The organism is Micromonospora aridisoli (assembly GCF_056150025.1).
In genome coordinates this window covers 118,859-132,590 of the sequence record NZ_JAXCFK010000015.1, presented here as the reverse complement: position 1 = coordinate 132,590, position 13,732 = coordinate 118,859, and the positions used below count along the sequence as shown (strand labels likewise).

13 protein-coding genes are annotated in these 13,732 nt (G+C 71.4%); 7 read left to right on the top strand and 6 right to left on the bottom strand.

Going from position 1 to position 13,732, the window contains the following annotated elements; all coding sequences use genetic code 11:
- Positions 1-191: 191 nt before the first annotated feature.
- Positions 192-1,040, bottom strand: coding sequence for an ABC transporter permease (locus tag SM447_RS26190; RefSeq protein WP_474575527.1), 849 nt, complete (start codon positions 1,038-1,040; stop codon positions 192-194).
- Positions 1,037-1,885 (bottom strand): ABC transporter ATP-binding protein, encoded by an 849-nt coding sequence (locus SM447_RS26185; RefSeq protein ID WP_474575526.1) that lies wholly within the window; start codon positions 1,883-1,885, stop codon positions 1,037-1,039. Before SM447_RS26185 ends, SM447_RS26190 begins: the two co-directional genes overlap by 4 nt.
- Before the next feature lie 151 nt (positions 1,886-2,036).
- Here SM447_RS26185 and SM447_RS26180 point away from each other — a divergent pair, with 151 nt between their 5' ends.
- A complete protein-coding gene (locus SM447_RS26180; protein WP_474575525.1) occupies positions 2,037-4,046 on the top strand; it encodes a protein meaA in 2,010 nt (669 codons plus the stop codon).
- A 66-nt stretch (positions 4,047-4,112) separates the two neighbouring features.
- Here the strand turns inward: SM447_RS26180 and SM447_RS26175 are convergent, their stop codons facing one another.
- Positions 4,113-4,412 carry a DUF1540 domain-containing protein gene (locus SM447_RS26175; RefSeq protein WP_474575524.1) on the bottom strand — a complete coding sequence of 100 codons (300 nt, stop codon included), beginning with the start codon at positions 4,410-4,412 and terminating at the stop codon, positions 4,113-4,115.
- An 88-nt stretch (positions 4,413-4,500) separates the two neighbouring features.
- Positions 4,501-5,121 carry a DUF4126 domain-containing protein gene (locus SM447_RS26170; RefSeq protein WP_474575538.1) on the bottom strand — a complete coding sequence of 207 codons (621 nt, stop codon included), beginning with the start codon at positions 5,119-5,121 and terminating at the stop codon, positions 4,501-4,503.
- 72 nt (positions 5,122-5,193) lie between these two features.
- Between SM447_RS26170 and nucS the strand changes: the two genes are divergently transcribed.
- On the top strand, positions 5,194-5,853 hold the full coding sequence (nucS, locus tag SM447_RS26165) for an endonuclease NucS (protein WP_474575523.1): 660 nt from the start codon (positions 5,194-5,196) through the stop codon (positions 5,851-5,853).
- Position 5,854: 1 nt separating this feature from the next.
- Here the strand turns inward: nucS and SM447_RS26160 are convergent, their stop codons facing one another.
- On the bottom strand, positions 5,855-7,351 hold the full coding sequence (locus SM447_RS26160; RefSeq protein WP_474575522.1) for an aldehyde dehydrogenase family protein: 1,497 nt from the start codon (positions 7,349-7,351) through the stop codon (positions 5,855-5,857).
- A gap of 255 nt (positions 7,352-7,606) precedes the next feature.
- On the opposite strand from SM447_RS26160, the gene SM447_RS26155 reads away from it, so the two are divergent.
- The 5 genes from SM447_RS26155 (at position 7,607) to SM447_RS26135 (ending at position 12,328) form a co-directional block, all read left to right on the top strand.
- Positions 7,607-8,071 (top strand): FHA domain-containing protein, encoded by a 465-nt coding sequence (locus tag SM447_RS26155; RefSeq protein ID WP_474575521.1) that lies wholly within the window; start codon positions 7,607-7,609, stop codon positions 8,069-8,071.
- Between the two features lie 84 nt (positions 8,072-8,155).
- The gene (locus SM447_RS26150) at positions 8,156-9,211 is read left to right on the top strand and encodes an alpha/beta fold hydrolase (protein WP_474575520.1); all 1,056 of its coding nucleotides are present in this window, start codon (positions 8,156-8,158) and stop codon (positions 9,209-9,211) included.
- A gap of 161 nt (positions 9,212-9,372) precedes the next feature.
- A complete protein-coding gene (locus SM447_RS26145) occupies positions 9,373-11,157 on the top strand; it encodes a 3-hydroxyacyl-CoA dehydrogenase family protein (RefSeq protein ID WP_474575519.1) in 1,785 nt (594 codons plus the stop codon).
- Positions 11,158-11,231: 74 nt separating this feature from the next.
- Positions 11,232-11,522 carry a hypothetical protein gene (locus SM447_RS26140; protein WP_474575537.1) on the top strand — a complete coding sequence of 97 codons (291 nt, stop codon included), beginning with the start codon at positions 11,232-11,234 and terminating at the stop codon, positions 11,520-11,522.
- On the top strand, positions 11,519-12,328 hold the full coding sequence (locus SM447_RS26135) for an alpha/beta hydrolase (protein ID WP_474575518.1): 810 nt from the start codon (positions 11,519-11,521) through the stop codon (positions 12,326-12,328). Before SM447_RS26140 ends, SM447_RS26135 begins: the two co-directional genes overlap by 4 nt.
- 28 nt (positions 12,329-12,356) lie before the next feature.
- On the opposite strand, the gene SM447_RS26130 is transcribed toward SM447_RS26135, so the two are convergent.
- Entirely contained in the window at positions 12,357-13,613 is a 1,257-nt protein-coding gene (locus SM447_RS26130) for an AI-2E family transporter (RefSeq protein ID WP_474575517.1), read from the bottom strand.
- Between the last annotated feature and the right edge of the window lie 119 nt (positions 13,614-13,732).

Below are 13,732 nucleotides of genomic sequence, written 5' to 3'. Positions count from 1 at the left end.
ACCCGCTACGACAAACTCGCCGTCCGCTACGAAGCCACCATCACCATCGCCGCCATCAACAGCTGGCTCCGCACCCACTTATGAAACACGCCCTAACACCGTCCGACGGCATCGCCGAGCCAGCCGGTACACGTGTTAATAGGGGGCCCCTGCTCTACCGGAGGCGTTAACAAGGGGCCCTTCCTTGCACATCAGCCGTCGCGGCGGGTGGTCCAGCGGAAGGTGGTCAGGCAGAGCACCAGACCGATCACGCACCAGGCGCCCAGCACCAGGGCGACCCGGGTCAGCTCGAACGAGCCGCCGGGCTCGTCCGCGCCGAAGCTCTCCGGCAGGAAGACCGCACGCAGCCCCTGGCACATCCACTTCAGCGGGAACAGGGCCGCCACCTGCTGCATCCAGGCCGGCAGGTTGGTGAAGACGAAGAAGACCCCGGAGATGAACTGGAGCACCAGCGCAACCGGGGTGACCACCGCCGAGCCGCTGCGGGCGGTCCGGGCCAGCGACGAGATGGCGATGCCGCACAGGGTGCAGGCGGTCACCCCCAACGCGCTGACCCAGCCGAAGGTCAACCAGGCCGTGGTGGTGGTCGGCAGGTTCAGGTCGAACAGCGTCACCGAGACCGCGAGCAGCAGCGCGGTCATCGCCACGCCGGTCACCAGCACCATGATCACTTTGCCGGTGAACCAGACCCACTTCGGCATCGGCGTGCCCCGGTAGCGCTTGAGCACGCCCCGGTCCCGCTCGATCGGGATCCAGATGCCGAGGTTCTGGAAACTGACCGTCATCAGGCCGGTCGCGATCATGCCGGTGATGAAGTACTGCGTGTAGCTCACCCCGGGCGCGATCTCCTCGTCGAAGATCGACGCGAAGATCAGCACCATGATGAGCGGGAAGCCCAGCGTGAACACGACGGACTCCCGACTGCGCAGGAACTGCCGGATCTCCAGCCGCCCCTGACGCAGGGCGAGGCCGGCCGGGCCGGTCCGACGGGACCGGGCTGCGGCGGTGACCGGCTCCGCCGGTCTCGTCGTGGTGGTCATCGGTGTCCGATCATCGTCAGGTAGATGTCCTCGAGGGTGGGCCGGGTGACGGTCAGGCCGGGCACCTCGCCGCCGAAGCGCGCGGCGAGTTCCACCACCAGCGCCGTCGGCGTCGCGCTCTGCGCGCTGTCGAGCGTGCCGTCGGGCGTACGCCAGGAGACGGTGGCCAGCGACTCCTGCCGGTTGCCGAGGCGGTCCGGGGTGGCGACCTCGACCAGTCGGCCGCCGGCGATCACGCCCACCCGGTCGGCGAGCGCCTCGGCCTCGTCCAGGTAGTGCGTGGTGAGCACGATGGTGGTGCCGGCCGCGGAGAGATCCCTGATCAGCTCCCAGAACTCCCGCCTGGCCTCCGGGTCGAAGCCGGTGGTCGGCTCGTCCAGGAAGAGCAGTTCCGGGCGGCCGATGATGCCGAGCGCCACGTCGAGGCGGCGCTTCTGGCCGCCGGAGAGGGTGTGCGTACGGGCGCGGGCCTTGGCGGTCAACCCGACCCGCTCGATCACCTTGTCCGGGTCGTCAGGGTCGGCGTAGAAGCCGGCGAAGTGACGCACGACCTCGGCGACGGACAGCTCGTCGAACTCCCCGGTGCCCTGGAACACGATGCCGACCCGCTCCCGCCAGTCACGGGTCGGGTGGGCTGGGTCGACGTCGAGGACGCGCACCTCACCGGCGTCCCGCTGGCGGTAGCCCTCCAGGATCTCCACGGTGGTGGTCTTCCCGGCACCGTTCGGCCCGAGCAGGGCGAACACCTCACCTCGGTGGACGTCCAGGTCCAGTCCGGCGACCGCGACGCTGTCGCCGTACGTCTTGCGCAGCCCTCGGACGCGGATCGCGACGTCGTCACTCATGGCGTCAAGTGTGCGGCCCGCCGTCCCTTCGCGTCCGCACCGGGGGTGGTGGTCCCCACCACCGAGGGAGGGTTGTACCCGGGCGTCCGCCATATCGGGCTGTGTGGTTTTGCACAGCCCGTTCTACTGGACGGTAACTTAAACTCCGGCCATGGACGAGAAGGCACTCCCGGGCCGGCTGCCGGAGCGCGACCGCCCCTGGGTGATGCGCACGTACGCGGGGCACTCCTCGGCCGCCGCGACCAACGCGCTCTTCCGCCGCAACCTGGCCAAGGGGCAGACGGGCCTGTCGGTCGCCTTCGACCTGCCGACCCAGACCGGGTACGACCCCGACCACGAACTCGCCACCGGCGAGGTCGGCCGGGTCGGCGTACCCGTGTCGCACCTGGGGGACATGCGGGCGCTCTTCGACGGCATCCCGCTGGCCGACATGAACACCTCGATGACGATCAACGCGCCGGCGATGTGGCTGCTCGGCCTCTACGGCACGGTCGCCACCGAGCAGGGTGCCGATCTCGCCCGCTGCGCGGGCACCACCCAGAACGACATCATCAAGGAGTACCTCTCCCGGGGGACCTACATCTTCCCACCGGCCGCCTCGTTGCGGCTGACCGCCGACGTGATCGCGTACACGCTGCGCGAGATGCCGCGGTGGAACCCGGTCAACATCTGCTCGTACCACCTCCAGGAGGCCGGGGCCACCCCGGTGCAGGAGGTGGCGTTCGCGCTGGCCACGGCGGTTTCGGTGCTCGACGCGGTGCGCGACTGCGGCCAGGTGCCGGCGCAGCGGATGGGCGACGTGGTGCAGCGGATCTCGTTCTTCGTCAACGCCGGGGTGCGGTTCGTCGAGGAGATCGCCAAGATGCGCGCCTTCGGCGTGCTGTGGGACGAGATCACCCGAGACCGGTACGGCGTCGAGGACCCGAGACAGCGCCGCTTCCGGTACGGCGTGCAGGTCAACTCCCTCGGCCTCACCGAGGCCCAGCCGGAGAACAACGTGCAGCGCATCGTGCTGGAGATGCTCGGGGTGACCTTCTCCCGGCAGGCGCGGGCACGGGCGGTGCAGCTGCCGGCCTGGAACGAGGCGCTCGGCCTGCCCCGCCCCTGGGACCAGCAGTGGTCGCTCCGCATGCAGCAGGTGCTCGCGTACGAGTCGGACCTGCTGGAGTACCCCGACCTGTTCGACGGTTCGCACGTGATGACCGCGCTGGTCGACGAGATCGTCACCGGTGCCCGGGCCGAGCTGTCGACGGTGCTGGAGATGGGCGGCGTGGTCGCCGCGGTGGAAACCGGCTACCTCAAGAGCGCGCTGGTCGCCTCGCTGGCCCGACGACGCCGACGGATCGAGGCCGGCAGCGACGTCGTGGTCGGCGTCAACCGGTTCACCGAGACCGAGCCGTCGCCGCTGACCGCCGCCGGGGCAGAGGCGGTGGAGCAGGTCGATCCGGCGGTGGAGGTCGCCGCCGCGACGGCCGTACGCGCCTGGCGGGCCAGCCGGGACCCGGAGGCCGTGGAGGCGGCCCTGGCGAGGCTGCGCGCGGACGCCGCGACCACGACGAACCTGATGACGGCCACCCTGGAGTGCGTCGGCGTCGGGGTCACCACCGGCGAGTGGGCGGCCGCCCTGCGCCAGGTCTTCGGTGAGTACCGGGCGCCGACCGGGTTGGCGGGCGGATCCGCCAGCGGTGGCGAGGAGGGCCTGGCCGAGGTCCGTGCCCGGGTCGCCGCCACCGCCCGCGAGCTGGGCAGCGGACGGCTGCGCCTGCTGGTCGGCAAGCCCGGTCTGGACGGGCACTCCAACGGCGCGGAGCAGATCGCGGTGCGTGCCCGTGACGCCGGCTTCGAGGTGGTCTACCAGGGCATCCGGCTCACCGCCGGGCAGATCGTGGCCGCCTCGGTGGAGGAGGACGTGGATCTGGTGGGGCTCTCCGTGCTCTCCGGCTCGCACCTGGCGGCGGTGCCCGCGGTGCTCGACGGGCTGCGGGCCGCCGGCCGGCCGGATCTGCCGGTGGTGGTCGGCGGCATCATCCCCACCGGCGACGCCGAGCAGTTGCGCGCGGCCGGCGTGGCGCGCGTGTTCACGCCGAAGGACTTCGCGCTGACCACCATCATCGACGAGCTGGTCACCGTCATCCGCCAGGCGAACGGCCTGCGCGGGTAAGGAAGGGCACCCTGTTAACGCCTCGCGTATAGCAGGGGCCCCCTGTTGACATTCGAGCCCGCTGCGTCAGCGGTGGCTGTAGGTCATGCAGTCGGCCATGTCGGCGTCGGGCCCGACCCGGATCGCGGGTGCCTGGCACTCAAGCTGCTCGTTGTGCCGGCAGTCGGCGCGCTGGCACGCCCCGACCTGGGCGATCTGCCCGTCGAGGCCGGCGCGGACGGCGGGCATCTCGATGAAGGTGTGGCAGTGGGCGTGGTCCATGCTGCCGATGGTGATGGCGAAGGCATGGCAGTCGCCGGTGTGGTTGTACGCGCAGGCGGCCACCACACATTCCTGGACGCGAGGCATCTCGATCGCTGCGGTCATGACCCCGGACCCCCTCCGTAGATTTGCCCCAATTTTAGGCTTGAGGGCTGGTTGGGGCGGCTTTTCCGGTGGCGCCGACGATCTGTGGTCAGACGCGGAAGCCGGCCTCGCGGGCGGCCTGTCGCTCCCGACGCCGGTCCGCGCGGCGGCGCAGCAACCACGGCACGAAGAGCACGAACCCGACGAGGAAGGCCAGCACCAGCACCGGCAGGATGATCGCGACGAGCGACATGACCACGCTGGTGGCGTCCTCGGCGGTGCTGGCCACCGGTGCGCCCAGTCCCGCCGTGGTGGCGTTGATGACCGGCCGCGCGGTCGACTTGAGCAGGTGCACGCCGAGCGCGATGAGCACCCCGACCAGTACCGGCAGCCACTGACCACCACTGGCGAAGAAGCTGTCCGGGTCGCTCACGGTCACCGTCTCCGAGGCCGAGCCGGCCCCGAACGCCAGGCCACCGGCGGTCGGCCGGACGACCGTCTGGACCACGTCGTTGACGTGGTCCACCACGGGCACCTTGTCCGCCACGACCTCGACCGCGAGCAGCACCGCGAGAATGCCCAGCACCCATTCGTTGCCCAGCCACTGCCAGCCGCCGGGCAGGTCGATGACGCTGGTGTAGCGGGCCAGCAGACCCGTCACCAGCAGTGGAATGTAGGCGTTCAGCCCCGCCGAGGCGGCGAGGCCGGTACCGGTGAGCACTTCGAGCACCATCACAGCATCGCACCGGCGCGCCAGCGGCGCTCGACGGCGACCTCCCGGTGACTCCGCTACCCTTCTCGGGTGCGGTTGGTGATTGCGAAGTGCTCGGTGGACTACGTCGGACGGCTCTCGGCCCACCTGCCGCCGGCGACCCGACTGTTGATGGTGAAGGCGGACGGGTCGGTCTCGATCCACGCCGACGACCGGGCGTACAAGCCGTTGAACTGGATGAGCCCGCCGTGTCGGCTGGAGGAGGCCCCCGGCGTCTGGCGGGTGGTCAACAAGGCCGGCGAGGAGCTGCGGATCACCCTGGAAGAGATCTTCCAGGACACCTCGTACGAGCTGGGTGTCGATCCCGGGCTGCGCAAGGACGGCGTGGAGGCCCACCTGCAGGAGCTGCTGGCGGCCAACCCGACGGTGCTGGGCGACGGGTACACCCTGGTCCGCCGCGAGTACATGACCGCCATCGGTCCGGTCGACCTGCTCTGCCGGGACGCCGATCAGGGCACGGTCGCAGTCGAGGTGAAGCGCCGGGGTGAGATCGACGGCGTTGAGCAGCTCACCCGCTACCTGGAGCTGCTCAACCGGGATCCGCTGCTGGCGCCGGTCGCCGGGGTCTTCGCCGCCCAGGAGATCAAGCCGCAGGCCCGGGTGCTCGCCACCGACCGCGGGATCCGCTGCGTGGTGGTGGACTACGACCGGCTGCGTGGCATCGAACGCGACGAGCTGACGCTCTTCTAGCTCACCGGTCGTAGAGCAGCTTGACCGCCTTCACCAGCCGAGCCACGTCGGCCGGGGTGCGCTCGAACGTGGTCGAGGGCAGCAGGGAACGCGCCCGGCGACGGGTGACGGCCTTGGCGCGGGCGAACTCGCGCAGCCCGTCCTCGCCGTGGATCCGGCCGAATCCCGACTCGCCGACCCCGCCGAACGGCAGAGTGGACATGCCGGCGAAGGTGAGCGTCGAGTTGACCGAGGCCATGCCGGACCGCAGGCGCCGGGCGATCGCCACCGCGCGCCGCTGACCGAAGACCGAACCACCCAGCCCGTACGGCAGGGCGTTGGCCCGGGCGAGCGCCTCGTCGACGGTGCGGACCCGGTTGACGGTCAGGGTGGGACCGAAGGTCTCCTCGCGTACGGCGGCGGCGTCCTCCGGCACCTCGACCAGCACGGTCGGGTGCGCGTACGGCGGCCGTACCGCGTCCGGCCCGCCGAGCACCGCACGACCGCCGCGGGCCACCGCGTCCTCGATGTGCCGCCGGATGATGTCGAGTTGGCTCGGCATGGTGATCGGACCGATGTCGGCGTCCCCGGGGCCGACGGTGAGTCGGGCGGCACGCTCGACGACCTTGTCCACGAACGCGTCGAAGACCGGCTCGACGGCGTAGGCCCGTTCGATGCCGATGCAGGTCTGCCCGGCGTTGGTCATCGCTCCCCAGACACAGGCCTCGGCGGCGGCGTCCAGGTCGGCGTCGGCGTCCACGATCATGGCGTCCTTGCCGCCGGCCTCCAGCAGCACCGGAGTGAGCGTCTCGGCGCAGGCGGCCATCACCTTCTTCGCGGTGGCCGTCGAACCGGTGAAGGCGAGCTTGTCGACACCGGCGCGACACAGGGCCGCACCGACGTCGCCGAGCCCGTGCACCGCGGTGAACACCGGATGCTCGGGTACCACCTCGGCGAAGCTGTCGACGAGCCACTGGCCGACCACCGGGGTGTACTCGCTCGGCTTGAAGACCACTGCGTTGCCGGCCGCCAGCGCGTACGCGACGGAGCCGATCGGGGTGAAGACGGGGTAGTTCCACGGCCCGATCACGCCGACCACGCCGTGCGGCTGGTACTCCAGGTGAGCCGAGAACTCGGCCAGGACGAGCCGCGAACGGACCCGACGGGGTCCGAGCACCCGCCGGGCGTTGCGGGCCGCCCAGTCGACGTGCTCCACGGCGGTGACGATCTCGACGAGTGCGTCGGCGACCGGCTTGCCGCCCTCGTCGTGCACCAGGCCGGCCAGCTGTTCCATCCGCTGGGCGAGCAACCGCCGCCAGCGCAGCAGCCGTTCCCGCCGTCCGGTGAACCCCAGTGACGCCCACCACTGGCCGGCGGCGCGGGCCCGCTCGACCGCGCGTTCGACGTCCACAGCGGCCGCGACCGGAACGCGTCCCGCCTCGTCGCCAGTCGCCGGACTCGTGGAGATGAGGTGATCGCCGTCGATCGCCGGGGTGCCGGGGGGCCGCACAGCCGTCATGGCGGAAGTCTAGACCCGAGAGCTACTCGCCGGTAGGGGTGGGGAAATGGGCGAATCCTCCCGGCCGTTCGGGTGGTTGAATCGGACGAACCTCCCGTTTCTGCTCGGCGGTTCCGCCGCCGGTCGTCGTGGAAGGTGTGAACGCAAAGTGCCCGGACGGTTACCACCGGGCGTCCGGCTGGAGGGTGAGGTGCTCGTCCGGTGGTGACAGGCTGGCCCGGGGGTGGCCGTACGGGGTGGAGGGGCTGACTGTCCATGGAGGAACATCCGCAACTGATGCCGTTGCTGACGGTGGCGGCCGGGCCGATGCGCGGGCGCGGCTTCCGGCTGTTGCACCGGCCTCAGGTGATCGGCCGCGATCCGGCGGTCGACATCGTCGTACCCGATCCGCACCTGAGCCGTCGGCACGCCGAGATCTGGCTGGCCGGTGAGGGGGTGGCCCTGGTGGATCTCGGATCCACGAACGGCACCTGGGTGAACGAGGTCCGGGCCACGGAGGTGGTCCGTCTCACCGACGGCGACGTGATCCGGATCGGTCGTACCGAGCTGCGGTTCTTCGATCCGGGCCTGGCCCGGACCGACCCGGTGTGTCTGAGTTTCGAACTGCCCCGTCAGGAGCGACGGCCGGCCCGCCCGCTAACCGTCACTGCCGCGACGCCGGTGGTACCGGGACAGGCCGGCGCACCGGACACGGCGACCGTGGCCGCCGTCCGCAGCTGACGACGTCCTGTCACCCGCACCGGGCCCGATGTGTGGCTGCCGGCCACATGGACCCGCGGGGTCGATCGTGGCAACATGCCGCGGATGGAGACCGAGCAGCGGACAGTCACCGCGAACGGGATCAGCCAGGCCGTCCGGGTGGCCGGCCCGGCTGATGGGTCGCCGGTGCTGCTCGTCCATGGCAACTGCTCCTCGGCCGCCTTCTGGGAGCCGCTGGTGCGTCGCCTGCCGGGGACACTGCGGGTGGTCGCCCCGGATCTGCGCGGCTACGGGGCGACGCAGACCGCCCCGGTCGACGCCGGTCGTGGCCTGTCCGACTTCGCCGACGACGTGGCGGCGCTGCTCGACGCGCCGTCCCTCTTCGCCGAGGGGGCCCGGCCGGTGGTGGTCGGCCACTCGCTCGGTGGAGGAGTGGCGATGCGCCTGCTGGCGGACCACCCCGACCGGGTCGCCGGGTTGCTGCTCGCGGCACCGGTGTCGCCGTACGGTTTCGGTGCCACCCGCGACCTGGCCGGCACCCCGACCACAGCCGACCTCGCCGGTGCCGGTGCGGGTACGGCCAGCGGCGACTTCGTCGCCCGGCTGGCCGCCGGTGACCGTAGCGCGGAGGCCCGGACCAGCCCGCGCAGCGTGCTGCGTGCCGCGTACGTGGCGGACCCGTCCTGCCTCGGCGACGACGAGGAACTGCTGCTCGACAGCGTGCTCTCCACCGCGACCGGCACCGACAACTACCCAGGCGACGCGGTGGACTCACCGAACTGGCCGGGCAGCGCCCCGGGCGGTCGGGGAGTCCTCAACGCCCTGGCGCGCTTCCGGGTCGCCGAGGACTTGGTTGCCGTGGCGCCCAAACCACCGGTGACCTGGATCCGCGGCGACGCCGACATCATCGTCTCGGACACCTCGCTGTTCGACCTGGCGCAGCTCGGTGCGCTGGGCCTGGTCCCCGGCTGGCCGGGGTCGCAGGAGTGCCCGCCGCAGCCGATGATCGGTCAGACCCGCGCGATGCTCGACCGGTACGCCGCGACCGGCGGGAGCTACCGGGAGGTGGTGCTGCCCGGCTGCGGGCACAGCCCGCACCTGGAGCGCCCCGCGGAGTTCGTCGCGGAACTGCTCGCCCTCGCCGGGGTCGACCCGGCCTGACCACCGTTCACCCCGTCGACCGGGGCGGGAGGAGGAATCGGGCGCCGGGTGACATGTGCCACGGCGTCTCGACAACGCTGCGTCACGTGGCAGACTCGCGCGCATAACCTTAGCGGCCGTTCATGTCGGGCCGTACGGATGTGGACAGGGGAGGCCGGGTCGTGGCGCGCGAGTTCACCAGCGTGGGTGTGGTGGGTCTGGGCACCATGGGTGCCGGCATCGTCGAGGTTTTCGCCCGCAACGGCATCGACGTGGTGGCCGTGGAGATCTCCGACGCCGCGCTCGAACGCGGCCGGGCGAACCTGACCGGCTCGACCGACCGGGCGGTGGCCAAGGGCAAGCTCGCCGAGGCCGACCGGGACGCCCTGCTGGCCCGGGTCGACTTCGCCGTCGGGCTGGACGCGTTGCACTCGGTGGACCTGGTGATCGAGGCGGTACCCGAGCACCTCGACCTCAAGCAGCGGATCTTCGCCGAGCTGGATCGCGTCTGCAAGCCCGAGGCGATCCTCGCCACCAACACGTCGTCGCTGAGCGTCACCGAGATCTCCGTGGCCACCGCGCGCCCGAACCAGGTCGTCGGCATCCACTTCTTCAACCCGGCACCGGTGATGAAGCTGGTCGAGGTCGTCCGCACGGTGGTCACCTCCGCCGAGGTGGTGGCCGACGTGGAGGCGCTCTGCGAGCGGCTCGGCAAGGTCGACGTGACCATCAGCGACCGGGCCGGGTTCATCGCCAACGCGCTGCTCTTCGGTTATCTCAACCACGCCGTCGACATGTTCGAGTCCCGGTACGCCACCCGGGAGGACATCGACGCCGCCATGAAGCTCGGCTGCGGGCTGCCCATGGGGCCGCTCGCACTGATGGACCTGATCGGCCTGGACACGGCGTACGAGATCCTGGACACCATGTACCGGCGCGGTGGCCGGGACCGCCGGCACGCCCCGGTGCCGCTGCTCAAGCAGATGGTCACCGCGGGGCTGCTCGGTCGGAAGTCCGGCCGGGGCTTCTACACCTACGAACGGCCCGGCTCGCCGAAGGTCGTACCGGACGAGCAGACGCCGACCGCCACGGAACCGGCGCCGACCGACGCGGCCGTGGCAAAGGTCGGTGTAGTCGGTTCCGGGACGATGGCCACCGGGATCATCGAGGTCTTCGCCAGGGCCGGCTACGAGGTCGTCTCGGTGACCCGGGGCGCGGAGCAGTCGGCCAGGGTCTTCGAGGCGGTGCAGACCTCGCTCAACAAGGGCGTGGTCCGGAGCCGGTTCAGCGAGGCGGACCGGGACGCCGCGCTCGGCCGGATCAACTGGTCGGCGACGCTGGATCATCTCGCCGACGTCGATCTGGTGGTCGAGGCGGTGGTCGAGGAGTTGAGCGTCAAGAAGGCCCTCTTCGCCAGCCTGGACGAGATCTGCAAGCCGGGTGTCGTGCTGGCCACGACCACCTCCTCGCTGCCGGTGATCGAGGTGGCGATGGCCACCCAACGCCCGGCCGACGTGGTGGGTCTGCACTTCTTCAACCCGGCTCCGGTCATGCCGCTGGTGGAGATCGTCCGGACGATCCGTACCTCCGCCGAGACCGTCGCCACCGCCCGGGCGGTCACCGCCGCGCTGGGCAAGACCGGGGTGGTCTGTGGCGACCGGTCCGGTTTCATCGTCAACGCGCTGCTGTTCCCGTACCTCAACGACGCCGTGCGGATGCTGGAGGCCAGCTACTCCACCACGGACGACATCGACCACGCGATGAAGCTGGGCTGCGGCTACCCGATGGGCCCGTTCGAGCTGCTCGACGTGGTCGGCCTGGACGTGGCGCTGGCCATCCAGCGGGAGCTGTACCTCGAACTGCGGGAGCCCGGTTTCGCGCCGGCTCCGCTGCTGGAGCACCTGGTCACCGCCGGCTACCTGGGCCGCAAGACCGGCCGTGGCTTCCGCGACCACACCCGCCGCTGACCGGGTCACGGCACCTCGCCCGTACGCTGGATGATGTGAGTCCCCGTCGTAACCGTCCCCGTCGTGACGACGCGGTGCGCCTGGACACCGAGCGCGCCCGGCACGGCGTCGCCGCGGTGCAGCAGTGGCGGGACGGCGACTGGCAGGTACGCGGCATCAGCGGCGGCGCGGCCACCAAGACGTACCGCTGCCCGGGATGCGACCAGGAGATCCGGCCCGGCGTGGCGCACGTCGTGGCCTGGCCGGCGGACGGCCGTGGTGATCTCAGCGACCGGCGGCACTGGCACAGCGGCTGCTGGCAGGCCCGGGACCGGCGAGCCCCGGTGATCCAACGCGGGCGGCGGAACGGGAGACTGGAGGCATGAGTACCTCGATCCGTGCCTCGTCCATCCTGCCCGGGCACCGGGAGGACATCGAGCTGCACACCGCGGACGACCTGCGGCTGGTCGGCGAGCTGGCCCGCCCGGTCGACCGGGAGCCGGCGGCGACCCTGGTCTGCCTGCACCCGCTGCCCACCCACGGCGGGATGATGGACAGCCACGTGTTCCGCAAGGCGGCCTGGCGGTTGCCCGCCCTGGCCGACCTGGCCGTGCTCCGGTTCAACACCCGGGGCACCAGCAGCGTGCGCGGCACCAGCGAGGGCAGCTTCGACTCCGCAGTCGGCGAGCGCTTCGACGTCGCCGCCGCCATCGAGTACGCCGAGTTCCACGAGCTGCCGAACGTCTGGTTGCTCGGTTGGTCGTTCGGCACCGACCTGGTGCTGCGGTACGGCTGCGACCCGGCGGTGACCGGCGCGATCCTGCTCTCCCCGCCGCTGCGTTTCGCCGGCGACGCCGACCTGGCCCAGTGGGCCGATTCCGGCAAGCCGCTGACCGCGCTGGTGCCGGAGTTCGACGACTACCTGCGCCCGGAGCAGGCCCGCGAACGGTTCGCGACGGTGCCACAGGCCGAGGTCGTCGGCGTACCGGGCGCGAAGCACCTCTGGGTCGGCGATGCCGAGACGGTGCTGGACGAGGTCGTCCGGCGGGTCAACCCGGCCGTGCCGGTGCCGCTGCCGACCACCTGGGACGGCCCGATGGAGACCGGCGACGCCAGCGCGTACGCCGACCGGACGGTCGCCGCGTTCGCCGACACGCCCGTGTCGGGTCCACCGCAGCGCCGCGCCGACTGAGGTTTCCGCGTCGCCGCTGCCCGGCCGGTCAGCGGGCGTTCTGCCGGGGGAGGACCACCTCGCGCAGGATGAGCTGGACGGCGGCCACCGTCGGGATGGCGATCAGCGCGCCGATCACCCCCACCAGCGACACCCCGAGCAGCGCGGCCACCAGCGCGGCGACCTCGTTGACCTGCACCGACCGCCGCATGATCTTGGGGTAGATGAGATAGTTCTCGATCTGCTGGTAGATCACGAAGAAGATCAGGCAGGCGACGCCGACCGAGAGGTCGGTGGCGAAGCCGACCAGGCTGACGACCACCGCGCCGAGGGTCGCGCCGATCTGCGGGATGAGGTCCGTCACCGCGACGACCACCGCCAGCGCGAACGGGTACGGCAGGCCGACGATCAGCGCGAACACGAAGGTGCTCGCCCCGGCCAGCACCGCGATGGCGAGCGCGCCGACCATGTACGCCCCGACCTTGGTCAGGATCTCGTCGCCGATGAGCTGCACCCGCTCTCGACGGGAGCGCGGCACCAGCGCGTAGGTGAGGTCGCGGAGCCGGTCGAAGTAGACCAGGAAGTAGATGGTGAGCACCAGCACGGTCAGTACCCGGAAGACGGTGCCGAAGACCAGCTGGGCACCGCCGAGCACGCCGCCCAGGGCCCGGCCGACCACGTCCGCGCTGGCCGCCTCCTGGGCGCGCCGCATCAGGTCGAACTGCTCGACCAGGTCGTTGACCGCCTCGTTGCGGCGCAGCGACTCCAGATAGCTCGGCAACTGCTCGATGAACTGCCCGGACTGGGTCACGATCGGCGGCACCAGCGCCCACACCCCGGCACAGAGCAGCGCCACCACGGTCAGCACGACGGTCGCCACGGCCAGCCCGCGCGGAAAGCCCCAGGACCGCAGCCGGACGACCACCGGGTGCAGGCCCACCGCGAGGAAGAGCGCGATCACCACCAGCACCAGGATTCCGGCGGCGTTGCGCACGCCCAGATAGACCGCGTACGCCAGCAGCACGCCGAGCGCTCCGGTGAAGCCCACCAGGAAACTGTTGCGCCTCAGTGGACGCCCCGGGGTGCCGAACCGGCCGCTCTCCGTCCCCTCCGGACGCTGCGCCGCGCCGAGTGCGGAGGTCTCCTCGGCGACCTGTGACGTGAGCTGCGTACCCTCGTCGCCGGAGCCTGCCGCCCGCGTGCCCGGCGGTGTCGCGTCGCGCCGTCCCGGTTCTGGTACACCTGCCGCGGCCTGTTCCGGCTCGGTAGGTCTCGGCTCGGCCTCGTCGGGCTCGTGCTGCGCCATCCGGTCTCCCCGTCGGGTGTTCCGGCGATGCCGCCGGGTCGTGCTGGTCCGTCCGGCCCTGTCCGGCAGGGTAGTACCGGACGCGCGGGCTGGGCGAGCCGCATTGTCCCGGGCCGTGG